The sequence below is a fragment of the Butyricicoccus sp. AF18-9LB genome (assembly GCF_027684505.1).
Lineage (GTDB): Bacteria > Bacillota > Clostridia > Oscillospirales > Butyricicoccaceae > Agathobaculum > Agathobaculum butyriciproducens.
In genome coordinates, this window is the sequence record NZ_JAQCWA010000004.1 from 36,983 (window position 1) to 62,140 (window position 25,158).

The window sequence follows — 25,158 nt, forward strand, 5'->3', positions numbered from 1 at the left end:
CGTTGCTGGTGTGGCGTAAGCCACGCCAGCAGGTAAAACCCCTCGGTATCTAACAGAGGGGTACGTTTGCAAATAGACAATAGACAAAAAACATAGGAAACATAAGGCTTCTGGCATGATTTCCTTGCAAAATTCAGTTGTGAAGTCGCCTTAAAAAACTTCACACTTTACAGATTGGGGGTATGGTTCTGAATGAAGAACAATGGATAAAAGAATTACGGGAGAAACGGATTGCTTACGGTATCTCACAAGGCAGGCTGGCGGTGGCTTCTGGTATCACAAGGGAATATCTCAACAAGATAGAAAGCGGAAAAATGAAGCCGTCAAAGGAACTTCTGGAAACTTTGCATAAGGAATTGGCAAGGTTCAATCCAGAAACACCGCTTACCATGCTGTTTGATTATGTGAAAATTCGTTTTCCTACGCTGGATATACAGCACATCATCAAAGATATATTAAAACTGAATATCAATTATATGCTCCATGAAGATTACGGACATTACAGTTATACGGAACATTATTCTTTAGGGGACATCTTTATCTATACGTCGGCTGACGAAGAAAAAGGTGTCCTTTTAGAGTTAAAGGGGCGTGGTTGCAGGCAGTTTGAAAGTTACCTGCTGGCACAGCAAAGAAGCTGGTATGACTTCTTCATGGACGCACTCGTAGACGGTGGCGTGATGAAGCGTATCGACCTTGCTATCAACGACCATACGGGTATTTTGGATATTCCAGAGCTTGCGGAAAAATGCAGGAAACGGGAATATATTGGAAAGTCCAGAAGCTATAAGTTTTACCAGTCGGGCGAGCTTATCAAGCACAGAGAGGACGACAGAGAATATATGGGGCGTACCCTTTATCTTGGTTCGCTGAAATCAGATGTGTATTTCTGTATCTATGAAAAGGACTATGAGCAGTACGTCAAGTTAGGGACACCGCTTGAAGAAGCCGATATTATCAACCGTTTTGAGATACGGCTTAGAAATGAACGTGCCTATTATGCAGTACGAGATTTGCTGACCTATTATGACGCAGAACAGACCGCTTTTTCTATCATCAACCAGTATGTTCGGTTTGTTGATGAAGAACCAGACAAACGCAAAAATGACTGGAAACTCAATGACCGTTGGGCTTGGTTTATTGGCGATAACAGACAGAGCTTGAAGCTGACGACAAAGCCAGAGCCTTATACTTTAGACCGCACATTGCGTTGGGTACAACGGCAGGTAGCACCGACCTTGAAAATGCTGAAAAAGATTGATAAAGGAAACGGTACAGACTACATGGAAACAATCGAACAGCAGGCAAAGCTCACAGAAAAGCATGAAATGATAATCAAACAGCAGACGACCACTGCAAAAGATTTAGTAGAAAGTTAGGAGTGATAAAAAATGTGGGTATTATTAAAAGACTTCCTGCTGGTATCTATAGGAATGGGTATCGGCGTAGTCTTGATGTGTATTTTGAATGTCGGCAAAGAAGCTGACTGTGAAATGAAACAATTAAAAGAAAGTGAGGACAATTAAATGAATTTCGGACAAAATTTATACACTTGGTTTTTAAGCAATGCACAGAGCTTAGTGCTTATGGCGATTGTGGTTATCGGTATCTACTTAGGTTTCAAGCGTGAGTTTTCCAAACTTATCGGCTTCTTGGTAGTTGCCTTGATTGCTGTCGGCTTGGTATTCAACGCTGGCGGTGTGAAAGATGTACTGTTAGAGCTATTCAATAAGATTATCGGTGCATAGGATTTATATTGTATTATCAATTATGAATGTTAGAACAGAAATTTAAAAAATAAAAATTGAAAATTTGCTTTAAATCATAATTCTATATGTATTCTTGTGTTGACAAAATGTAATGAATACATTACATTAAAAGTAATCAGTACATTATATTTTGGAGAGGAGCGATAACTTTGATATGGAACAGAATTAAAGTTTTACGTGCTGAAAGGGACTGGACACAAGCAGATTTAGCTGAAAAAGTTGGAATTTCACGACAAGCAGTTATATCAATAGAAAAATATAAATATACTCCGTCATTAGAATTGGCATTTAAAATTGCAGAAGTATTTGGTGTTTCTATTGGTGAAGTTTTCGAGCATAGGGAGGACAAATAGTATGAATGAGCAAATTATTATCTTGATTTTTCTTGTTTTAGCATTAGGAGCAACGTTGTGGCTTTATATATTGAAAGCAAAAAAGCAAGTTGAATATAAGGGTGATGAACGCTGGTTGACGATACAGCTAAAAGCAAATCAGTCTGCTAATATAGCAAATTGGACATTGATTATATTATTAGCGATTGCAACATCAGTACCATTATTTATAGATATTCAAATTATGTTTACACTTGACCGAGTAATTCTTTTTGGAGAACTTTTTATTGGTTTGCGTAATTTGCTTGAACTGATTGCAATTATGTATTTTGATAAACAGTTATAAATCATTAGGAAAATATGATAATTTTATACACCTATACACAAAGCAGTTAGTCTTAGGATTGACTGCTTTTTTCTTGCCAAAATTTCAGATTGGAGTGATGAAATGAACGATATTTTTAAGGATATGCAGGCAAAAGTTGGCTGTGAATACATTTCCGACCTGCCCTCTTACAAGCGTAAGGTGTGGCAGGAAATGAAACGACTGAACCCTGCCGACTATGAAGAAAGACAGTTAGAAGATTTTTCTAAATATGTGTTTGGTATGTCGTACCAGACCTTAAAAGATGTGATGAAACAACAGAAAGGACGTGAGGAACAATGCAGGAAACAAGGGTGCTGGTGGAAACGAGAGGAACAACTGGCGAAGAAACAACGTCATACTGGTTCGACCTGCCGATAGATGTTTCAGAATTTGAAGAAAAGTTAGGTGTCGGTGCGGAAAGTCAAGAGTACCGCATTATCGAAAAGGTGTTGCCTTATGCTGATGAAGTTCACGAACATACCAGCGTGTATCAGCTCAACGAATTAGATTTTATGTACCGCCAGCTTTCAAGTGATATGCAGGAAGAATATGTATCACTACTTACGGTATTTGAGAATTTAGAAGCAGTTTATATTTGCAGGAACGTGATTACCGTTTATCCAGACTGCAAAAGCATGATAGATGTTGCAAGGCAAAAGCTGATGAACGACCCGACATTTAAACATTTGTCCGAGGACTGTCAAGAATATTACTTTGACTTTGAAGCCTACGCTTCTCACTTGCAGGAACACGGGAAATTCTTAGTAACGGAACACGGTATCTTTGAACTCCCAGAGTAGGAAAAGAGGTGGTGCTTATGATTGATGATATGGCGGTTTACATTGCTAATCTTGGCAAATACAATGAGGGCTATTTAGTCGGTGCTTGGTTCACATTTCCCATTGACGAGGAAGATGTAAAAGAAAAAATCGGCTTGAATGAGCAGTATGAGGAATACGCTATCCATGATACCGACAACTTTCCGATTGCGATTGGCGAGTATGTTTCCATTGAAGAACTCAATGAGATGTATGAAATGATAGAGGAACTTCCCGACTATATCGTAGAATGTCTGGACGAATTTATCAGCCACTACGGGACGCTGGAAGAAGTCGTGGAACATAAGGACGATATTTATTATTATCCCGACTGTGAAACCATGACAGACGTTGCCTACTACTACATAGACGAATTGCAGGCACTAGGAGATATTCCACCCAGCTTACAGAACTATATTGACTATGAAGCCTACGGGCGAGATTTGGATATGGGCGGTTGCTTTATTGAAACAAGCCGGGGTATGTGCGAGATACCATACTAACGCTGGAAGATCAGCGACAAGCATTGTTGCTACTGACAGCGTATTTCTCTTTTAAGGGACAGTCTGAAAATGGCTGTCCTTTTCTATTTTGAAAGGAGCTGAAAGAACTTGAAAAAGATTAAAAGCTACACGGGTATCTGGAACGTGGAAAAAGTCTTGTATGCAATCAATGACTTTAACTTACCCTTTCCCGTTACCTTTACACAGATTACATGGTTTGTGATTACAGAATTTATCATCATTCTGTTTGGGGATATTCCCCCTCTTTCCATGATTGAGGGAGCATTTCTCAAATATTTCGGTATTCCCGTTGCTCTCACTTGGTTTATGTCGCAGAAAACTTTTGACGGAAAGAAGCCGTACAGCTTTTTGAAATCACAGATAACTTATGCGTTGCGACCTAAAATCACTTATGCAGGAAAAGCCGTAAAACTGCATAAGCAGATATTGAATGAAACAATCACGGCAGTAAGGAGTGTGAACTATGTTCCCGATAAAATATATTGACAACAACCTTGTCTGGAACAAGGACAATGAAGTGTTTGCCTATTATGAGCTGATACCGTACAACTATTCTTTTCTATCCGCAGAGCAGAAATTTATCGTGCATGACAGCTTTCGCCAGCTTATCGCACAGTCCCGTGAGGGTAAAATTCATGCGTTGCAGATTGCCACAGAAAGCTCAATCCGAAGTATGCAGGAGCAGTCAAAGAAGCTGGTAACTGGAAAATTAAAGGAAGTTGCCTATCAGAAGATAGACGAACAGACCGAAGCGTTAGTATCTATGATTGGGGACAATCAAGTGGACTACCGCTTTTTTCTTGGCTTTAAGCTCATGGTTACAGAAGAACAGCTTAATCTGAAGAACATCAAAAAATCGGCGTGGCTGACATTCAAGGAATTTCTCCATGAAGTAAACCACACGCTGATGAATGACTTTGTTTCCATGCCGAATGATGAAATCAACCGTTACATGAAAATGGAAAAGTTACTGGAAAATAAAATCTCCCGTCGCTTTAAGGTGCGTCGCTTGGAAATCCATGATTTTGGGTATCTCATGGAACATCTTTACGGCAGGGACGGTATCGCTTATGAAGATTATGAGTATCAGTTACCAAAGAAGAAATTGAGGAGAGAAACGCAGATAAAATACTACGACCTTATTCGTCCGACAAGATGTGTGATTGAGGAAAGCCAAAGGTATTTACGATTGGAACATGAGGACAAGGAAAGCTATGTGTCCTACTTTACCGTCAATGCGATTGTGGGCGAGCTGGATTTTCCGTCCAGTGAAATCTTCTATTTCCAGCAACAGCAATTCACATTCCCCGTTGATACTTCTATGAATGTAGAAATCGTGGAAAATCGGAAAGCATTAACGACAGTCCGCAACAAGAAAAAGGAATTGAAAGATTTGGATAATCACGCCTATCAAGCTGGAAGTGAAACCAGCTCAAATGTGGTGGACGCTTTAGACAGCGTGGACGAGCTGGAAACGGACTTAGACCAGAGCAAAGAAAGTATGTATAAGTTAAGCTACGTCATACGGGTGTCTGCACCCGATCTTGACGAGCTGAAACGCCGTTGTGATGAAGTCAAGGACTTTTACGACGACCTCAATGTAAAGCTGGTGCGTCCTGCTGGGGATATGCTTGGGCTTCATTCTGAATTTTTACCAGCCAGCAAGCGATATATCAATGATTATGTGCAGTATGTAAAATCAGATTTTCTAGCAGGGCTTGGTTTTGGTGCGACACAGCAGTTAGGAGAAACTACGGGTATCTATATGGGCTATTCTGTTGATACGGGAAGAAATGTGTACCTGCAACCGTCCCTTGCCAGTCAAGGTGTAAAAGGTACAGTTACCAACGCTTTAGCGTCTGCTTTTGTCGGTTCGCTTGGCGGTGGGAAATCGTTCTGTAACAATCTTCTGGTATATTACGCGGTGCTGTTTGGCGGTCAAGCACTTCTGTTAGACCCTAAAAGTGAGCGTGGCAACTGGAAAGAAACACTTCCAGAAATCGCCCATGAAATCAATATCGTAAACCTAACAAGCGATAAAGGCAATGCAGGACTTCTTGACCCGTTTGTGATTATGAAGAATGTAAAAGACGCTGAAAGTCTGGCAATCGACATCTTAACATTCCTTACGGGTATTTCCTCTAGGGACGGCGAGAAATTCCCCGTACTTCGTAAAGCGGTGCGTTCCGTTACCCAGAGCGACAGTCGGGGCTTGCTCCATGTGATAGACGAGCTACGCCGTGAAGATACGCCAGTATCAAGAAATATCGCAGACCATATCGACAGCTTCACGGACTACGACTTTGCACACCTGCTGTTTTCAGACGGTACGGTAGAAAATGCTATCAGTTTAGATAACCAGCTTAACATCATTCAAGTAGCCGACCTTGTACTGCCAGATAAGGACACGACCTTTGAGGAATACACGACCATTGAATTGTTGTCGGTGTCTATGCTCATTGTGATTAGTACCTTTGCCCTTGATTTTATCCATTCCGACAGAAGTATTTTTAAGATTGTAGATTTGGACGAAGCGTGGGCGTTCTTAAACGTGGCACAAGGCGAAACTTTATCAAATAAGCTGGTGCGTGCTGGACGAGCTATGCAGGCAGGCGTTTATTTCGTTACACAATCCTCTGGCGACGTATCGAAGGAAAGTCTGAAAAATAATATCGGCTTGAAATTCGCTTTCCGTTCTACTGACATCAACGAGATAAAGCAGACCCTAGAATTTTTCGGTATTGACAAGGACGATGAGAACAACCAAAAACGGCTTCGTGATTTGGAAAACGGACAATGTTTATTGCAGGACTTATACGGGCGTGTCGGCGTGGTGCAGATACACCCAGTCTTTGAAGAACTGCTACACGCTTTTGATACCAGACCGCCCGTGCAGAGAAATGAGGTGGAGTGATGAAAGAAAGGATAAAAGGTGCGTTCACAAAAAAGAAGATTTTCCACTTTCTCAAAATGGCTCTGTTTGTCGTGGCACTTTCCCTTATCCTGCTTTCACTTCTGGGGACGGTGGCTCATGCGACGGGGCTTGTGGACGATACCATAAACGCAGAAAATCTTTATTCTAAATATCCGCTTTCCAACTACCAACTTGATTTTTTCGTCGATAATAGCTGGTCGTGGCTTCCGTGGAACTGGCTGGACGGTATTGGAAAATCGGTACAGTACGGGCTTTACTGCATTACCAACTTTGTCTGGACGATAAGCCTTTATTTAAGCAATGCAACGGGTTATGTGGTGCAGGAAGCCTATAAGCTGGACTTCATCAACGATATGGCAGACAGTATCGGAAAGAGCATACAGACCCTTGCAGGCGTAACACAGAACGGTTTTTCTTCTACGGGCTTCTATGTTGGTTTCCTGCTTCTCATTATCTTAGTGGTGGGAATGTATGTTGCCTATACGGGACTGATAAAACGGGAAACCAGCAAGGCACTTCACGCTGTTATCAACTTTGTGGTGGTGTTCGTGCTGTCCGCTTCGTTTATCGCTTATGCTCCCGACTACATCAAAAAGATAAATGAGTTTTCATCAGACATCAGTACCGCTTCTTTGGACTTTGGAACAAAAATCATGCTCCCCAACTCTGACAGCGAGGGCAAGGACAGCGTGGACTTGATACGGGACAACCTATTTTCTATTCAAGTGGAACAGCCGTGGCTACTTCTGCAATTTGGCAACAGCAACGCAGAGGAAATCGGGACAGACCGTGTCGAAGCTCTTGTATCGGCAAGTCCAGAGGACGAGGATGGGAAAACCAGAGAGGAAGTCGTGAAAACAGAAATCGAGGACAACGACAACAACAATCTGACGATACCGCAGGTGGTAAACCGTTTAGGTATGGTGTTTTTCCTCTTGTTCTTTAACTTAGGTATCACGATATTTGTATTCTTGCTCACGGGCATGATGTTGTTTAGCCAGATACTTTTTATTATCTTTGCAATGTTTTTACCTATCAGCTTTTTACTTTCCATGATACCGAGCTATGAAAGCATGGCAAAGCAGGCAATCGTAAGGGTGTTTAATACCATAATGACAAGGGCAGGGATAACGCTCATTGTAACGGTGGCGTTCAGCATTTCCAGTATGTTTTATAACATCTCCACGGACTATCCGTTCTTTATGGTAGCGTTCTTGCAGATAGTATGTTTTGCTGGTATTTATATGAAGCTGGGCGATTTAATGAGTATGTTCTCTTTGAACTCTAACGACAGTCAAAGCATGGGGCGAAGAATTTTCCGCAGACCATATCTATACTTGGCACATAGGGCTAGACGTATGGAAAGACGGCTTGCTGGTGCGGTTACTGTTGGCGGTGTTGCTGGTGCGGTGGCTGGAAGTGCCGTTGCTGGCAAGAGAGCCGAAAGAAAAAATACGGCTTCTAAAGAAAATCGGGGCAATACCACTTCCAGCATGGGACAGCGTGCAGGCTCAAAGGTGGGTGCTGTCTTAGATACGAAAAATAAAGTGAAAGACAAGGCAAATGCTGTCAAAGAAAACATCAAGGATATGCCGACACAGACCGCTTATGCGGTGTATTCCGCAAAGGAAAAGGCAAAGTCCAGCGTGTCCGACTTCAAGCGTGGCATGGTGCAGGAACAGCAGTCCAGACAAACGGGACGCTTGGAAAAGCAAGAACAGCATAAGAAAAATATCGCTGATAAACGTATGGAGATTCAAAAGGCACAAGAAGCAAGGCAGGCACAGCGAAAGGCTGACGGATCAGCGACAACGGGAGCTACCCGTCCCCATGAGCGACCAGCCACAGCTTCAAAGCCGAGTGCGGAAAAAATGCAGGAAGTCAAACGTCCTGCCACAGCGACCACTTCAAAAGCAAGTGAGCCAGTCAAGACAAATGTTATCAAAGAGCGTCCGTTATTTTCTGGTGCTTCTGATAAGAAAGCGACCCAGTCGGCACAGCCAGTACATAGGCAGAATGTAGGAAAAGTGTTATCGCAGGAAACACGCCAGAATTACACAAAAGACCGTAGGACAAAGGTTCAGCAGACGCAAACCGTCCAAAAGAACCAGCAGACAACAGAGAAAACTCCTAACCTTGTGATGAAGAAAGGACAGAAGAAAAAATGAAACTGAAACATATCGCTCTCATTGGCAGTCTGTTTCCTATCCTCTTTTCTCTGGTGCTTTTCTTTGGTGTGTTGATTAGTGCGGACAGCGACGACGAGAACAGCAATTTTTCTTCTGGCATTACGGGTATGAACTTATCCGCAGAAGTCTTGAAACATCAGCCTATGGTAGAAAAATACGCCAGAGAAAACGGTATTTCTGAGTATGTCAATGTGCTGTTGGCTATCATTCAAGTAGAAAGTGGCGGTACGGCAGAAGATGTTATGCAGAGTTCGGAAAGTCTTGGTTTACCGCCCAACTCTTTAGATACGGAAAGTTCAATCAAGCAGGGGTGTAAATATTTTGCGTCCCTGCTTTCTTCCTGCCAAAATCAAGGTATCGACGACTTGAGTGTAGCGATACAGTCCTATAACTATGGCGGTGGCTATGTGGGATATGTGGCAGGAAAAGGAAAGAAATACACTTTTAACCTTGCAGAGAGCTTCGCCCGTGAAAAATCGGGTGGAAAGAAAGTAACCTACACCAACCCGATAGCCGTTGCGAAAAACGGGGGCTGGCGGTATGGCTATGGAAATATGTTCTATGTGGAATTAGTCAATAAGTATTTAGCTATACCGCAGGTATCGGGAGAACTGGCACAAAAGGTAATGAATGAAGCGTTGAAATATCAAGGCTGGAAGTATGTGTATGGTGGCAGTAACCCGAATACTTCCTTTGACTGCTCGGGATTGACGCAATGGTGCTATGGAAAAGCTGGTATCTCCTTACCGAGAACCGCGCAAGCACAGTATGACGCTACTCAACATCTTCCGCTTTCGCAGGCAAAGGCTGGGGACTTGGTGTTTTTTCATTCTACCTATAATGCTGGAAGTTATGTAACACACGTTGGTATTCTCGTTTCGCCGACACAGATGTACCATGCAGGCAACCCGATAGGATATGCAGACCTAAGTAGTAGTTACTGGCAACAGCACTTAATCGGTGCAGGACGAGTAAAACAATAGAAAGGACTTGAAAATATGTTTAAGAAGAATAAGAAACAGACAGAAACTATCAAAGAACCAAAAGAAAAAAAGGTGCGTACTGTTAAGGTAGGCACACATAAGAAAGCCGTGATTGCGTTGTGGGTGGTACTTATTGCAAGCGTGAGTTTTGGGGTGTATAAGAATTTTACTGCTATCGACCAGCACACGACCCACGAAAAAGAAATCATTGAACTTCGCTTGCAGGACACCAACGGGATAGAAAATTTCGTGAAGAATTTTGCGAAGTCCTATTACACATGGAATAACAGCAAAGAAGCGATTGAATCAAGGATGCAGGCAATAAACGGTTATCTGACAAAGGAATTGCAGGACTTGAATGTTGATACAATCAGAACGGATATACCGACCAGCTCCACAGTTACAGATGTGATTGTATGGAGTATCGAACAATCGGGAACGGACACTTTTTCTGCTACCTACGAAGTAGATCAGCAGATAAAAGAGGGAGAAAAGACAAGCAATGTGAAAGCAACCTATACCGTAAAAGTCCATATAGACGCTGACGGGGATATGGTAATCGTTCAGAACCCTACCCTTGCACCAGCAATCGAAAAATCAGACTATGAGCCTAAGACACCAGAAGCAGACGCAAGTGTAGACGCTGATACTGTAAACGACGCTACCGCATTTCTGGAAACATTCTTTAAGCTGTACCCAACAGCGACGGAAAAAGAGCTTGCTTACTATGTATTGGGAAATGTGATTGAACCTATCGGCAGGGACTACATTTATTCTGAACTGGTAAACCCTATCTTTATAAAGGATGGCGACAATGTGAAAGTCAAGGTTGCGGTAAAATTCATTGATAATCAGACAAAAGCGACGCAGGTATCGCAGTATGAGCTTGTGCTACATAAGGATAGTAACTGGAAGATTGTAGGATAAATGATATAGCGTGCATTTCCTATCAGATTTGCACGCTTTTACAAAACGACAAGAAAACTGTGCAAAAATATTGACTTGTAATGACCGAATGCTATAATATAAATGACAAGTGTACTTGGTATTATTTGAAAGGAGCGTTATATAATGGATAAAGAAAAAATACTATCACAAAACAAAAAAGAGAATCTATATCTTGATGAATACGAAAAACATATTAAACTTCAAGGGAAATCTTTTGGCTTAATGTTTGTTTTATTTATCTGCATTTTAATTCTTTTCATTAAAGCAGTTTGTAAAGAACCTTACTATGATATAATGACAATTATTGGGTCTGTGGCATTTGGCTCTATGGGTTATGAAGCACATATTTCAAAAAATAAATCCAAATTTGTTATTGCTTTATTCTTTCTTCTATTTATGGGGTATTACTTTTATAAATTTTTAATGATAGGTTTATAGAATGGACGAACATTTAATTTTGCGAAACAGATTAAAAACTGTACGAAAAGAAAAAAAATTATCACAAACAGAATTAGCTGAACTAGTCGGGGTTTCTCGGAATACAATTAGTTCTATTGAAACTGGACAATTTAATCCAACAGCAAAATTGGCATTAGTGCTTTGTATAGCTTTAGATAAAAAATTTGAAGAATTATTTTATTTTGATTAAAGGAGAGAACGATTATGGAATTAGAGGAATTGATTGTTGAAATAGTTATAGGATTGTTTTTACTTTTTATATCTTATCAAATAGGAATAAAAGAGAATATTACTTTATTACATGGTTATCATTATACACAACTTGACCCTAAAGATAAAAAGGTGTTTACAAAAAAAATAGGAATAGGCACTTTACTGGTTAGTATTGGTATTCTTGTTATGCCGATTATCAATTTAATCTCTCATTCTGAATTAGGCTATTACATAGGTCTTATTTTGATTGTTGTAGGAGTGTTTTATATCATATTCATCATTGTAAAATACAACGGAAAACTTATTAGCTTTAAAAAGTAGAATTGAGGTATGAATATGATAGGACTGAACAAAAGAGATATAAAAAAGGCATTGAAAGCTGGTGCAAAAGCTGGCGGTGTATCATTGGCTGATGTTCGGGCGGATATTGAAGCTACGATTGATGAAGCTATGAATAGCACCGACCCAGAGGTGCAGGCAAATTTCAAAAAGTATTTTGGGAATAAACGCCCTACACCAGAAGAATATATTTATAAGATTACCAAAAAGACAAAAGTGTAATACAAAACAAATGCTGTAAGGGGGATTGTATTATGGAACATTTTAAGCGAAACTCTATACAATCATACACTACCTAATAGCATTTTATTAAAAACTGAATATCTTACAGCTTTAATAGCTCGTATAAAACTATATGTTTTGTGCGGGCTTTTTTCATACCAAAAAAAATTTTTTTAATTTTTTCGGTTTCAACTTAACAAATCACACCTGCCGTTCCCTATATGGTGCGGAAAGAGGGATAACCACTTTTCACGTCGTAACGGAAAGGGGGTGAGATTGATGAAACCGTCTGACTTCCAGAAAACAGTTCAATGCCGTTTTGAAAGTTGTTTGAAGAAAGTTGTCCGACATGTTGTTAAGGACTATCAGAAGAAATTAAAACGACGACAAAAGGAAGAAACACTCTTTTGTGAACTTCCAGAAATCGTTGTAGAAAATCTGGCTATCTGGGACGACTATGATACGGACTATACAATTTTCAATGTATGCGGTAATGATATTCGTGTCTATGATGATGAATTGGCAGAAGCCTTGAAACAGTTGTCCGAGCGTAACCGTGAAACTTTGCTGATGTATTATTTCTTGGAAATGAACAACGAAGAAATTGCAAAAAAGCAGAATATTTCCAGAAGCGGTGTATTCCAAAATCGGCATAACTCATTGGCACTTATGAAAAAATTACTAAAGGAGAAACAGTAAAAATGAAGCAAACATTTAAGAAGCCGTCCTACTACTTGCTTTCACAAGCAATGGACGGGGACGAAAAAGCGATTGAAAAGATACTGGCGTTTTATGACCCGTACATATCAAAGTGCTGTCTGCGTCCACTCTATGATGAATACGGCAATGTCTATATTGTTGTAGATATGGAGTTAAAGGGACTTATCAGAGAAGCACTTATTAAAATGATTTTAGGGTTTGATATTGCCTTAGAAATCGAAGAAGAATAACAAGCAGTAACCGCAGAGCATGATTTGTTCAATCCCCTCTTTCCTGCTCTGCACCTGCTTTTACATGAAAGCAACACGCTTTCGCCACAGCTCTTTGACAACTGAATAAAGCAGACAGATACGTTTGTGAGATAGCGAGCCACGGGGACTGTACGCCACGACCTTTTCAAAAGAAAGCGAGCGACCCACGCAGTGATCCGAGAGCGACTATTGGAAAAGTCGTTTTGCCACGACCTATCCTCACAGAATAATGATACGTCCGCATGGTGCGGTTCTGCCCACAAGAATGGGAATAGTTGAGATACTAACGGAGCTTTCCAAAGCCGTCTGTCTGCTTCTGTAACATTGTGAAAAATACGCATATTGGATAAGCCCATGTGCGTATGTTGAGAATAGATAGCTGACTAAGGGGGCTGATAACTTGGCTAAAAAAGAACCTGCACAATATATCGTAGAACGGGAATTTTTAGGTAAATTTTCCGTAGAGGAATTGCTTGTCCGTATCGTGAAATCTCATGTTAAAAAAGGACTATCAAGAGGGAAAAACCCTTGAAAACAATGGAAAGAAGCCGTACTTTATGGTATAATATTATCATAGGTACGGCAGTTGAATAGGTGGAAAAATGATTTATCAAAAAGGTTCAAACTTATTTAACGTGGCTATTTATATCAGATTATCACGAGAGGACGGAGATAAGGAAGAAAGCGATAGTGTAGGAAATCAAAGAAAACTTTTAACAGAATATGTGAACAAGCATGATGACTTTATCCTATATGATGTTTATATTGATGACGGTTTTACGGGAACGAATTTTAATAGACCAGACTTTCATAGAATGATTGCTGACATTGAGGATAACAAGGTAAATTGTGTTGTTGTAAAAGACCTTTCCCGTTTCGGACGAGATTACATTGATACGGGGCGATATTTGGAAAGAATATTTCCAGAGCTTAATGTTCGTTTTATTTCTGTAACAGATAATATTGATAGTATGAAGCAGGCATACGATATGTTACTTCCTATTAAAAATATATTCAACGAGCAGTATGCCAGAGATATTTCTAATAAAATTCAAGCGACTGTAAAATCAAAGCAGAAAGCAGGAGAATTTATCGGAGCTTTTACAAGTTATGGTTATAAGAAATCTCCTGCAAATAAAAATAAACTTGTGATTGATGAATATGCGTCCGAAGTTGTAAAAAGAGTATTTACCATGTATGCACAAGGAATAGGAAAACAAAGCATTGCAAAAATACTAAATGCAGAGGGTATCCTTTGTCCGTCGGAATATAAAAAGCTTAACGGCGAAAACTACAAAAATTGCAACCGTTTAGAGAAAACTTCTTATTGGACGTATTCCACAATTAAAGTGATGTTGCAAAATGAGATTTATATTGGAAACATGGTACAAGGAAAGAAACATCAACGAATGAGAAGCAAACAGCGTCCAGTTGAGAAAGAAAACTGGATAAGGGTTGAAAATACCCATGAACCGATTATAGACCGTCAACTGTGGGGTAAGGTACAAAAACTGCTGACGAAAAAGCATAGGGATATTGATTTAGAAACAAATAAAAATATCTTTGCAGGTTTTATCAAGTGTGGCGATTGTGGTCGGGCAATGATGAAAAATTTCTGGCGACGTGCTGACGGAAGTAAGTCCTATTCATTCTATTGTGGGACTTACAAAAGAAGTGGAAAAGATTATTGCACTCCGCACACGCTCCCGTTTCAAGTATTGAATGATATTGTGTTGGGAGATTTAAAGCAGATTATCCGCAATGTAGAGAACTTGCAGGAACTTGTAAAATCACAATCTTTCACAGCAACAAAAATCAGAAAATCAACAGACATAGAACTGACAAAGTTAAAAGCAGAGCTTGAAAGAGTGAAGAAGCTGAAAAAGTCAATTTATGAAGATTACAAAGACGAACTGATTTCTAAAGACGAATTTCTTTCTTATCGAGAGGACTATCAACAAAAAGAAACGCTTTACTCCAAACAGATTGAAACGCTGGAAGAAAAGAAAAAGGAAAGTGTAACAGAAGATGTTTTTGAAACACCGTGGTTAAGGCGGTTGTTGGAACTGAAAGACATTGAAGAATTAGACAGAGATATTATTGTGGAAATGATAGACCAGATAACAGTTTATGAAAACCGCAAACTTAAAATCTCATACAACTTCGGAAATGAACTGGAACATTTATTTTCAAGCGTTTACTGTGAGGACTTGGAGAAAAAGGCTATCTAATCTCAATACATTTCTAACTCCCCATATATATTGGGGAATACATATCACAATTTGCGTAAACTACAATCAGCACACCGCGCGTCAGATTGCTGTTCGGTGCAAAGGAAGTGCCGGAAACGCCGTTCATTATGCTGTGCGTCAGCACATAGTCGATGGATACATGATACCACTTACCGGTGTCAACGTCCTTAAACGGTGCCGACGGGCAATCCTTGCCACCATCACACGGCTTGGTTTCGCCGGACGCGGCAAATGCCACATTGACCTTGGAGGACGGCATCTTAAAGGTGTATTTGCCGCTGCCGAGGTCGGTCAGCGCAACGGACTTGCCGTTTGAGTCCGTGACGGTCAGCGTACCCTCGTCGGAAACGGTCAGCGTTACGGTGTCGCCTGCCGCCGCCTTAGTCTTATCCGCTTTGACGATGTTCGCCAGCGCGGACGGGATCACAACATCGTAGGTGGTCGGCGCAACGGCTCCGCCGCCGCCACCGCCGCCGCCCGGCATCGGTGCGGTGTTCTTGTACCAGCCGATGGCAAACGGAGACAGGCTGTTCACCGTGAAGCTGATACCGTCAGTACCATTAACCGGCGTGATGGGCTCGGTTTCACCGATTTCGTGATTCTTCATCGTGCTTGTAAACATATGGATAACAGTGTAGGTGTAGCTGCTGTCCAGACCGCTCTTGAGCTCGCTGTACGGAATCGTTACGGTGATGCCGTTTGCCGGGAAGTGCTTCTCAGTTGCCGGTTTCCAGCCAGTACCATCATTATACTGAAGCTGAATGTCATAATACTGAATGTTTGCTGCCGGTACGGAAGCGTTCACCTTGTCGACCTGCGTCCGCAGTGCGATTTGCAGTGCGGTTTTCAGTGCATCGGTATCGGCGTACTTCTTCTTCAGCACTTCCGGAACAGTCAATTCTTCCCTTACTGTCTGGAACTGCATGGAGGTCGCTTCCAGCGCAATGTTATTGGTGACATTCGCAACGGTGATGGTGTAGCTGCCGTTCTGATTGTTCACGACCGTCAGCTTGTTCTCATTGCCATCATTGCTGATCGTACCGAGACAATTCGTACCGTTTACCGTGAGTGTGGTGAGATACTGTCCGCTTACCGGTGCTACGGTAAAGGTGACGGTGCCGTTCTTGCGAATTTCGGTTACCGGAGTGGTATCGTCCGGTGTGCGCTTGACATTGGAAACCGTCCAGCCGTTATCGCTTGTCGGAATCACAAAGCCCGCATACGGCTCAAACGCAACCTCAACCTCGGTATTCTCGCTCAGGTTTTCGATGGTGAGCGTGTTGGACAGGTTATCCTGAACCGTGCCGTTCACCGTCTACTTCTCCACCATGTAGTCAGTATTCGGTGTTACGCGCAGAACGACCTTCTTGCCCTTCTCCACCTGAATGCCGGATTCGGAGGAGGCGTCGACAGTCTCGAGCGTATCGCCGTAGCCTGCCTGAGCGGTCAGCGTGCCGTTTGCGTTGCAGATCGTTTTCAGCGTAACGAGCTGGCTTGCCGCAAAGTCCGCCTTGACTGTGTGACCCTTGGTTACATCATTCAGCTCCAGCGTCAGACTGCTGTTGCCCTTGTCCTCAGTGTCCAGTGTCCAGACGGTCAGATACTGGTTGTCATCCGGTACAGCCGTGAGGACTACATTGGCGTGACGGCTGACCGTCAGCTTGCCGTCCGTAATATCCGCGGTCGTGCCGTTTACCGTCGCGGTGACGTGGCCGAAACCGGTCGTGCTGATCGTAATCTCGTAGGTCGGGATCGGTTCAAATGCTACATATACCGTTGCTTCATCGGTCAGATTGGTAATGGTGTAGCGGTTCTGCTCGGATGCCGTGTCTGCAATTTCGGTCGTGCCGTCAGCCGCCGTATACCAGCCCTTGACCTGATAACTGTCCTTCGGCTGTGCCGTAAAGACGATGGTCGAGCCGGCAGGCTGCTCTGCGCCGGAGTCAAACGCCTTCGTGCCGTTCTTTGCCGTCAGCGTACCGTTTGCGGTGCCCTCGCTGTCAGAAATAACACCGTAGTTTACCGCGTAGGATACGGTATTCAGCGTATATGCTGCAGAAACCGTGGTGTTCTTCGTGATTGGAAGCGTGAGCGTTTCACTCGTTTCCTCGCTCTTTTCACCGTTCACGGTCCAGCCTGCGAAGGTATAACCGGTGGCGCTCTGCGGCATTGCCGTAAAGGTAACACTCGTGTCACCGACAATGGAATTTCCCGTTGCAAGCGGTGCTTTGTTTGCCTGTGCTGTTACGGTGCCGTTCGTTGCGGAGAAGTTCACCGTATACGACTTGCGGACGATTTTCACCTGCACATCCATGCCGATATTATGGGTCACTTTGTGCGTAAAGGTCGTACCGGTCTCGCCGGACTGCTTGCTGCCGTCCACATACCAGCCTTCTACCTTGTAACCGTTATCCAGACCGGAAACGGTAAAGGTAATGGAACCATCGCCGTTCGGCGTGAAGGCTGCGGAAAGCGTTGCATTGTGCTTGTCAGCCGCCGTGCTGCCTTCCTTGAAGCCGTAGGTCACCTTGTCGCCCAGCGGGTCAAACTGAACCTGAACCGTCTGCGGCGTGGTGATCTGATTGTCGATCGTCAGCTCCGGCTCGCTGTCCTGCTTTTCGCCGTTGAGCTGCCATACGCCGGTCTTATAGCCGGTATCCGGCGTTGCGGTGAAGGTAACGACCGAATCACGGTAAACCGTAAGTGTACCAGCGGTGGAGTCGGTCACCTTGTAGCTGTCCATGTTCTTGCGGGTGACAGTCGCCTTGAGCGTGCCGTCCGTGCCGCCGTTCGTGTCCGGCGTCTTGTCGATGACAGACCAGTTGACCATAGTGGTCGGAATCGCTGACCATACAGGCGTGATGGTCGGATCGTTCTGCACATTTCTGATGGCGTAGGACTTGTTATCGGTTGTAGTGCCGGTGCCGTCGGTGTATGCCGGCAAAACGCCATCCATCATGCCGACCTCGTAACCCTTATCCGGCGTCAGCGTAACCTTGAGGCTCGTGCCAAAGTCCACATAGTTGCCGGTGGTCAGCGTTTTTTCCGTGCCGTCTACAGTGCCCTTGACTTCAACCGTGCCGCCTGTAGCGGTGCTAATTGTTACCTTCGGCTTTGCAAGGAATGTCGCGGTAATTTCAGTGTTTTCGCCAACCTTTTCAAGCGTCTTGTCCTTTGCGCCGTTTGCCTTGTCCTCATTGACAGCGCTGCCGTTGATCGTACCTACAACATAGCCGCTCTCCGGCGTTGCCGTAACGATAAGGTCGGTGCCAAAGTCCACATGAGTGCCGCTTGTCAGCGCGGTATCTGCCTTGCCGTTCACAGTGCCCTTGACTTCAACCGAGCCATTCTCACCCGCTTTAATCGTTACTACCGGCTTTTCCACGAAGGTTGCGGAGAAGGTAGTGTTTGCCTTGATTTCAGCAACCGTTAGCGTTTGCACGCCGTTCACCTTATCTGTATTCGGGGTAGTAATGATACTGCTACCCGAATCCGCCGTTACATCCGTTGCAACGTAATTATCGTTCGGTGCTGCGGTTACGGTTGCCTTCGTGCCGGAGTAGACATACTTGCCATCTTCCGGCGTTACCGCTACATCGTTTAGCGTGTAGGCAACGCTGATCGTGCCGTTTGTCGGCTGTGTAATTGCTACCGTAGGCTTCGCGCGAACCACCATGTTGACCGTAGTTGGTGTGGTCAGGCTGTCGATGGTGTAGGTGAAGATTTTGCCGTTGCGGTCTGCCTTTACCTCGGTACCGTTTACCGTCCAGTTTACGACCTCATACGCGGTCGGCTCTTCATAGGTAAAGGTGATGCTGCTGTAGGTCGTGCAATTAGCGCCAGTCGCAATTTCTGCGCCGTTTGCGGTATACTTTGCGGTCAGCTTGCCGCCGCCTGCAACAGCCTTGCCGCTTTCATCGACAATACCGAAGTTTACTTCCGTCGGCGTTGCATTGTCGTTCACTAGTGCGCGTACCAAGATATTGCGTTGCAGATTGCGAATCGTGTAGCGCAGTCCGGTAACGCTCGAGTCAGTCCATGTACCGCTCTCGGAGATCTTGTACTGCCAGCCGGCAATGCCCATCGCGGAGGACGGCTTTGCGGTCAGCGTAACCGTAGAGCCCTTTTCGCCCTTACCGTCGGTCAGTCCGGTGGTCTCGAAGTTCAGAGCGATTTCCTTGTTCGTATCCTCTTGATCGACCGCCGAATAATGTACTTCAAATTGTGCCGTCTGCTCGAATGTGACATTGACAACCGTGTTCGCAGTGATCGTCAGTTTAAGCTCGCTGCCGCTGAAAACAGTGCCGTCAGCGTTCTTCTGCGTTTCCACCTTGCCGTCACGGGTAACCGTCCACTGCTTTACAACATAGCCGTCATTCGGCTTCGCCGTAAAGGTAACCTCGGTGCCGCTGAGCACAGAGGTCGCTGCAAGCGGATTGCCGTTTGTCGTGGCGGTGACAGAGCCGTAGGTATCGCTCTGCGCCGATACCGTGTAGAACTGGTTGGAGAACTCAACGTGTACATCCAGATTCTTCTGCAGGCTCGAAACCGTCAGCGTTTTCTTGTCTGCCGAAAGGGTGTAATTAGTCGTACTTTCGGTCACTTCAGTGCCGTTGACCGTCCACTTCCAAACCTGATAGTTTTTTGCCGGCTCAGCGGCAAAAATCACATTGCTGCCGCTTGCGATCTCGGCACCGCTCTTAAAGGAGGTCGAATAACCGCCCTGATAATCCTGCAATGTGCCGTTGTTGCCATTGGAGTAGGTCACCGTGTAGGTATCCGCCAGCACAAGAACCATGGAGCTTTTCAGCGTAGGCGTATACTTGGAGAGGAATTCCGCCTGTTTATTCACGAAGTCGGTCTTATTTCCGCTCTCCGGCTCGTTATAAACCACGCTGACATTGTATACACCGGCGGTCTTGTCGGTCGGCATACCCTCTGTGGTAAACAGGCTCTTGTAAGTATTGTCGGCTGCCAACAAATCGCCGAAGTTAATGTCACCATTCTTCGTATTGGGTGCCGTAATTGTAATCGGCTTTTTGCTTACCGTGATGTACTTGCTTGCCAGCACCTTGTTATCTGCGGTTGCGGTAATGCGATAGGTGCCTGGAACAAGCGTTTTTCCGGATTCCCAATTTGTCACCGCAGACGAACCGTCCTTGTAGGCGGCGTAGGTGACGCCGGTCTTTTCTGGACTGGTAGTACCGTTGATCGTCACGCTCTTGAGGCTTGGAGAAATCGTGTCGCCATAAGTGCAGTCGCTTACCGAAATCTCATAGAGATCGTCTGCCGCCTTGGCATAGTAGGTAACTGCGCCGCTGCGCGAACCGTTCGTTTCGCTGTTGCCGCCGAAAATCGCCACAATGCTGTAAACGCCGGCTTCGCTCGGTGTCCACTTGCACTCAACCTTGGAATTTCCGGAGGACTTGCTTACCGGATAGCGTACCACGCTGCCGGTGGTCGTGTTCGTGATCTCGAACGTGACCGTGCCGTTGTTTGCGGCGCTGCTATCCTTCACGTTTACCGTTGCGGTCAGTGTAACTTCATCGCCCGGTACCTGCGTCTTGTTGCCGGTGGTCTTGACCTCGGTCGTTACGGCTGCACCGGGCTTGAACAGCTTGCCGTCCGTATTCTGATACAGACCAGTTACCAGAGACAGGCTGGTGTAGGTGTCTCCATTCTTCGAGTAGTAGGTACCGCGCAGCTCGTAGATGGTGAGCGTAGTTGGAGTCTCGCTTTCCGTAGTATAGGTCAGAACCGTATAGCCGTTCTCAGTCACATAAACGGGTGTCAAGCTGTCTGTACGATAGGTGTTGGTGTCTGTATCACTGATGGTGGTCTTTCCTGCCATCGCAACGGGCGTATCGCCATCCTTGCGATAATAGGTACCATCCTTACGATACAGCGTCAGCGTTTCCTGCGTTCCTGCTTTATCGGCAACGCCGCTTGCGGTGTAAACCGTATAGGCTGTTTCACCGATTGTTTCGGTCTGCTGGGTTTTCCGGAAACCGTTGTCGCCGATTTCATACGCCGTGTCATTCAGCGTTACGCGATCCGCTGCGGCGGTCAGCGCTGTGGGCGTAGCAGAAACCGTACCGGTGTACACGCCGTCAGCGTTCGGTCCTTGCAGGTCACTGGGCGTCATCTCGTAATAGTGATAGCCGGTGCTGCCGGAAGCGCCGTACACGCCGCTTTCGATATGCTTATCACCTGTATACGCATTATCGTACTTCTGGTACGTCTTACCACTGATATTATACTGTGCGGTAACGGTTTTCTTCGTTTCTCCTGCTGTTGTTTCATGGGTCGCGCTGCCGCCAGTGCCGCTGGTTTTCAGTACAGTTGTGCTGTCCGCCTTGCCGACCGTCAGTTTGACCGTATCCGAGTAAACCACCGACGATTTTTCCGTCTTCATATTGGTCTGCGAAACGATGCAGCGGTATTCGGTGCCGCTCATGCTCTGCGTGGGCTTTTCGACAGTCAGCTTCGGCGCATTCTGGTTCAAATCGGTCCAGCGTCCGCCGTTCGTTCTGCTCTGCCAGCGATAGGTAACGCCCTTTGCTTCTCCGGTCGGGGTCGCAGAAATGGTAAATACAGCATCGGTACCGGGGCGAACGCTCGTACTCTCCGGCTGTTTCGTAATATTTGGCTTGTCTCCGGTCGCCAGTGTAGTGACCGCCAGAGGCTCGGTATAATCCGTGGATGTTCCGTCCGTGCCGACCGACTCGAGCACATACTGATACTGCGTGCTCGGCTGTACTTTGGTATCGGTCAGCGTGTATTTGCCGTCCTTGTCGGCAGCCAGACCGCTTACCGTGCCCAGCAGTGCGTACTTCGTGCCGGTGGTGTTGTTCGGCATATAGCGGTAAACTTGATACTGCGCTGCCGTGGTAAAGCCGCTCTCCCACTCCAGGGTCACGCTGTTGGTGGTGACTTCCTTGGCTTCCAGATTCTGCGGCTTGCTGGGTGGCTGCTTTACGTTTGCCACCAGATAGCTCAGCACCGGAACATTGTAGGAAAGACCACCGGTCGACAGCGTGGTCTCCCAGCCGACAAACTGCCACTGGAAGCTGTATCCCGTTGTGCCGGACGGCAGATCGTGCACGGTGCCGCTGCGCTCGATTCCCTCGGTGGAAATGCTGCTCGCGCTGCTGCCGGAGGACGAGCCGCCGCTCAGACCGAACTTAAATCCGCCGAGACCGCCGCCGCCCTTGGCATCAATATTAAAGGTAAGCTCCTTTGTGGTGGTCTGCGAGGTTTCAAACTCTACCGACTGGGACTTGGAGCTTTCGCCGGACTCGGTTGCAAACCAGCCGCCATTCGTGCCCTTGCTGGTGGTAACGGCGTTCTTGAGTCCGGTCGTCGTGCTGCGGTAGGTAGAAGGCTGACCCGCCGTGGAGGCGATGATGTCGCTTCCGATTTCGGGGTCGCCGCGCTGCGCCGCCGCCGCGTTATACTCCGACAGCGGAATTGTTTTGTAGGTCGGCGCGTCTGCTACCGTGATATCCATCGTGCTCTTGGAGCCGTCCGCCGACGTGGTGTTATAGTGATAGATCGTGACCGGAATACAGATCAGCACCACCGCGCTTTCCGCCTGCTCGGCGGAGAAGCTGTTGGTCATAGTGAAACTCTGCTCTATTTCAATGGAGTTGTTCCACTCGGCTTCAAACGCGGTTTCAAATTCAAATCCGCCAAGATCGACGATGCCGCCTACGGAGAAATTCTGCGAGAAGGAAACATAGGTGCCGATCCGGTTTGCGGTGCTGGTACCGGTGGAGCTGCCGCTGCCCTTGGAGAAGGAGATCGCGGTTTCGCCGGCGTTGCTGTATTCAATGTCTTCGAAATACGGAGGCGCCTCCATAACGGCAAGCACCTGCGGATCGTTAAAGGCGTATTCCTTGCCCTGATAGTCCGCAATAATGCCGTCGCTGTCGATATCCGGCGCCGCCAGCGCGATTTCGGCGATGCCCCATGCGTTCATACCCCAGCGGCAGCTTCGCAGACCGTTTTCGGTGTCGTTCATCACATTTTTGCCCTTGCCTGTGCTCTGATACGAACCGGTTGCCTTGCTGCTGTCGTAGTCCGTCGGCTTGTAGTAATAGCCGCCGATGTTTACGGCCTTTCCGTCTCCGGACGATAGCGTAAACAGGATCTGCTCACGCCCTGCCGCGTTGCCATCAAAGTTGCCGACAATCGGCTGGTTGATGATCTTGCGGTCCTGCAGGACTTTATCCAGACCTTGTGTCTTTGTATCTGCACCGTTCAGCGATCTGTCTGCGGAATTGTACTTGAAGATCTGACCGCGGATGACGATATACGGCACGGTGCCGCGTCCGTCAAACCGCACGATACCCAGCGAACATGGGTTCATGCATTGCAGGTACGAGGAGTCCTCGCCGACCCAGTTCGTGTTGTTGTCACCGTTCTGCTTCACATAGATGCCGCTCTGGCAGGAAACGTCCTTGCCATCAAAGTTCTGCGTCGTCGTGTCCACCTTATAGCCGTTGCCGGTGTAATCTGTGATGACCGCGAAGTAGCCTCTGTTATGGAAGTTATCGTCAGTGTTGTTATCGTCTGCGCCGACACCGGCGGTGATGATCTCCATCGCGCCGTCGTTGTCGATATCCTCCGCGCGGCTTGCCGCTGCGCGCAGATGCCAGCCTGCATCGTACTTGTTTGTCGGCTGGTTGCCGGCAAGCACATGGCTGAACTAATAGGACCAGACGGTCTTCCAGCTGCTGTTGCTATCCTTGGACAGCACCATCACGACCGAGCCGAGCTCTTTAATGCCGGACTCACCATACAGATTGCCCAGCGAAACCGTGACGATCAGCTCGTCCTTGTTGTCCGCCTTGCCGTCCAAATCCGCCGCTTCAAGCTGCACCATAGCGGTGTTCTCTGCGATTTTATCCAGATCGGTTCCGCCCAGAGTCTGAATTTCATTCAGCGTTTTGCCGAAATACTTCTTCAGCGTTTCGTCGTTGCCGATGTTCAGAACATCTTTACCGTCTTGATAGTATCCATCATTGCTTTTGAGCATCAGATTGCCCTTTGCCGGATCATAAAACACCACGGTTTCCTTGCCGTTGCCGTCAAAATCACCCGCAGCAATAGCGGTATAACCCTCGGCGTTGTAGCCGTTCAGCTTGCTCATCCAGCTGTAAGCGCCGTCTGCATCAGAGCCTCCGTACTTGATACTGCTGCTGCTAAAGTTGCCCGAATTGTCAGCAAACACATTCAGCTGCATTTTATAATCGCTGTTTCCCGAGCCACGTGTTGTACCCCAGTATGCAACGGTGCTATCACGTCCGGTGCCGGTTCGTTCAAATGCCGCAGCACTGACATAGTAATAGGGAGAAGTATTACCTTTATTAATTGTGTTCTTCATCGCCGCTGCGGTGGAAAACTTCGTGCTATCCAGACCAGCGTAATGGTCGCTCGAACTGAATACGCCGCCGCTCGAGCCTTTCAGAATGCTCGATTCATCAAAATCGTAAACGCGGCTGCTGTAGCTGTCGCCGCACGATTCCATGATACTGATCTCCTTGGTGGGGTTCAGGTTGCCCTTGATGCCCGCGCCGTTGCCAAACGGCTGATTGCCGTCGTTTGCATGAAAGCTGCTCGGCGTAGACAGATCAAATCCGTATTCATCCGTTGTCGCGGCGTCTCTGTTGTCCGCCAACGCCATCGTCGGCAGCATACTGAGGCACATTGCTGCACTCAAAAACAGAACAATGCCTCTTTTGCCCCAACGGGTCTCTGTTGGGACATGGGGAGCTCCCCATGCCGATTTTCGTTTTCTCATGTTCTTCCTCCTTCTCGGGGTCTATTTCCGAC

The 25,158-nt window shown here is 45.8% G+C and carries 24 protein-coding genes; 21 read left to right on the forward strand and 3 right to left on the reverse strand.

The genetic code is table 11. The annotated features are described in order from the left end of the window. The first annotated feature begins 182 nt into the window (after positions 1–182). The 21 genes from mobT to PGY33_RS04350 all read left to right on the forward strand — a co-directional run bounded on the left by mobT (position 183) and on the right by PGY33_RS04350 (position 15,300). Positions 183–1,379 carry a MobT family relaxase gene (gene mobT, locus PGY33_RS04250; protein WP_117762156.1) on the forward strand — a complete coding sequence of 399 codons (1,197 nt, stop codon included), beginning with the start codon at positions 183–185 and terminating at the stop codon, positions 1,377–1,379. 12 nt (positions 1,380–1,391) lie between these two features. Further along, positions 1,392–1,526: a DUF3789 domain-containing protein gene (locus PGY33_RS04255; protein ID WP_117762157.1), complete on the forward strand. Its 135-nt coding sequence runs from the start codon at positions 1,392–1,394 to the stop codon at positions 1,524–1,526. After that, positions 1,527–1,748, forward strand: a complete 222-nt coding sequence (locus tag PGY33_RS04260) for a hypothetical protein (protein ID WP_009265886.1) — start codon at positions 1,527–1,529, stop codon at positions 1,746–1,748. Between the two features lie 170 nt (positions 1,749–1,918). Beyond that, a complete protein-coding gene (locus tag PGY33_RS04265) occupies positions 1,919–2,122 on the forward strand; it encodes a helix-turn-helix transcriptional regulator (RefSeq protein ID WP_117762158.1) in 204 nt (67 codons plus the stop codon). 1 nt (position 2,123) lies between these two features. Further along, positions 2,124–2,447, forward strand: coding sequence for a hypothetical protein (locus tag PGY33_RS04270; protein WP_055061723.1), 324 nt, complete (start codon positions 2,124–2,126; stop codon positions 2,445–2,447). 102 nt (positions 2,448–2,549) lie between these two features. Beyond that, complete coding sequence (locus tag PGY33_RS04275; RefSeq protein ID WP_117762159.1) at positions 2,550–2,846, forward strand: conjugal transfer protein; 297 nt, start codon at positions 2,550–2,552, stop codon at positions 2,844–2,846. Continuing rightward, positions 2,765–3,268 (forward strand): antirestriction protein ArdA, encoded by a 504-nt coding sequence (locus PGY33_RS04280; protein WP_117762160.1) that lies wholly within the window; start codon positions 2,765–2,767, stop codon positions 3,266–3,268. The genes PGY33_RS04275 and PGY33_RS04280 overlap by 82 nt, the downstream gene beginning before the upstream one ends. 17 nt (positions 3,269–3,285) lie before the next feature. Beyond that, positions 3,286–3,789, forward strand: a complete 504-nt coding sequence (locus PGY33_RS04285) for an antirestriction protein ArdA (protein ID WP_002323345.1) — start codon at positions 3,286–3,288, stop codon at positions 3,787–3,789. A 108-nt stretch (positions 3,790–3,897) separates the two neighbouring features. Further along, positions 3,898–4,296: a conjugal transfer protein gene (locus PGY33_RS04290; RefSeq protein WP_003061368.1), complete on the forward strand. Its 399-nt coding sequence runs from the start codon at positions 3,898–3,900 to the stop codon at positions 4,294–4,296. Further along, positions 4,274–6,724, forward strand: a complete 2,451-nt coding sequence (locus PGY33_RS04295) for an ATP-binding protein (RefSeq protein WP_118364741.1) — start codon at positions 4,274–4,276, stop codon at positions 6,722–6,724. The genes PGY33_RS04290 and PGY33_RS04295 overlap by 23 nt, the downstream gene beginning before the upstream one ends. Beyond that, complete coding sequence (locus PGY33_RS04300) at positions 6,724–8,913, forward strand: CD3337/EF1877 family mobilome membrane protein (protein WP_270477514.1); 2,190 nt, start codon at positions 6,724–6,726, stop codon at positions 8,911–8,913. Before PGY33_RS04295 ends, PGY33_RS04300 begins: the two co-directional genes overlap by 1 nt. Next, positions 8,910–9,917 carry a C40 family peptidase gene (locus tag PGY33_RS04305; RefSeq protein WP_117992195.1) on the forward strand — a complete coding sequence of 336 codons (1,008 nt, stop codon included), beginning with the start codon at positions 8,910–8,912 and terminating at the stop codon, positions 9,915–9,917. The genes PGY33_RS04300 and PGY33_RS04305 overlap by 4 nt, the downstream gene beginning before the upstream one ends. A gap of 15 nt (positions 9,918–9,932) precedes the next feature. Next, positions 9,933–10,844, forward strand: a complete 912-nt coding sequence (locus PGY33_RS04310) for a conjugal transfer protein (RefSeq protein ID WP_117824721.1) — start codon at positions 9,933–9,935, stop codon at positions 10,842–10,844. 144 nt (positions 10,845–10,988) lie between these two features. Further along, on the forward strand, positions 10,989–11,303 hold the full coding sequence (locus tag PGY33_RS04315) for a DUF6442 family protein (RefSeq protein ID WP_055267761.1): 315 nt from the start codon (positions 10,989–10,991) through the stop codon (positions 11,301–11,303). Between the two features lies 1 nt (position 11,304). After that, positions 11,305–11,514, forward strand: coding sequence for a helix-turn-helix transcriptional regulator (locus PGY33_RS04320; RefSeq protein ID WP_005342572.1), 210 nt, complete (start codon positions 11,305–11,307; stop codon positions 11,512–11,514). A 14-nt stretch (positions 11,515–11,528) separates the two neighbouring features. Beyond that, complete coding sequence (locus tag PGY33_RS04325) at positions 11,529–11,858, forward strand: DUF3784 domain-containing protein (protein ID WP_009243023.1); 330 nt, start codon at positions 11,529–11,531, stop codon at positions 11,856–11,858. Between the two features lie 15 nt (positions 11,859–11,873). Beyond that, positions 11,874–12,098: a hypothetical protein gene (locus PGY33_RS04330; RefSeq protein ID WP_055171218.1), complete on the forward strand. Its 225-nt coding sequence runs from the start codon at positions 11,874–11,876 to the stop codon at positions 12,096–12,098. 279 nt (positions 12,099–12,377) lie between these two features. Further along, the gene (locus tag PGY33_RS04335) at positions 12,378–12,797 is read left to right on the forward strand and encodes an RNA polymerase sigma factor (RefSeq protein WP_270477518.1); all 420 of its coding nucleotides are present in this window, start codon (positions 12,378–12,380) and stop codon (positions 12,795–12,797) included. A 2-nt stretch (positions 12,798–12,799) separates the two neighbouring features. Then, complete coding sequence (locus PGY33_RS04340; protein ID WP_004613734.1) at positions 12,800–13,048, forward strand: helix-turn-helix domain-containing protein; 249 nt, start codon at positions 12,800–12,802, stop codon at positions 13,046–13,048. 421 nt (positions 13,049–13,469) lie between these two features. Further along, positions 13,470–13,601 carry a hypothetical protein gene (locus tag PGY33_RS04345; RefSeq protein WP_270477520.1) on the forward strand — a complete coding sequence of 44 codons (132 nt, stop codon included), beginning with the start codon at positions 13,470–13,472 and terminating at the stop codon, positions 13,599–13,601. A gap of 70 nt (positions 13,602–13,671) precedes the next feature. Beyond that, a complete protein-coding gene (locus PGY33_RS04350) occupies positions 13,672–15,300 on the forward strand; it encodes a recombinase family protein (RefSeq protein WP_270477521.1) in 1,629 nt (542 codons plus the stop codon). A 13-nt stretch (positions 15,301–15,313) separates the two neighbouring features. On the opposite strand, the gene PGY33_RS04355 is transcribed toward PGY33_RS04350, so the two are convergent. The 3 genes from PGY33_RS04355 to PGY33_RS04365 are packed head-to-tail and all read right to left on the reverse strand — an operon-like array spanning position 15,314 to position 25,126. Further along, on the reverse strand, positions 15,314–16,633 hold the full coding sequence (locus tag PGY33_RS04355) for an S-layer homology domain-containing protein (RefSeq protein WP_270477524.1): 1,320 nt from the start codon (positions 16,631–16,633) through the stop codon (positions 15,314–15,316). A 3-nt stretch (positions 16,634–16,636) separates the two neighbouring features. After that, positions 16,637–24,022, reverse strand: coding sequence for an InlB B-repeat-containing protein (locus tag PGY33_RS04360; protein WP_270477526.1), 7,386 nt, complete (start codon positions 24,020–24,022; stop codon positions 16,637–16,639). 9 nt (positions 24,023–24,031) lie between these two features. Beyond that, complete coding sequence (locus tag PGY33_RS04365; protein ID WP_147356934.1) at positions 24,032–25,126, reverse strand: hypothetical protein; 1,095 nt, start codon at positions 25,124–25,126, stop codon at positions 24,032–24,034. Positions 25,127–25,158: the final 32 nt, after the last annotated feature.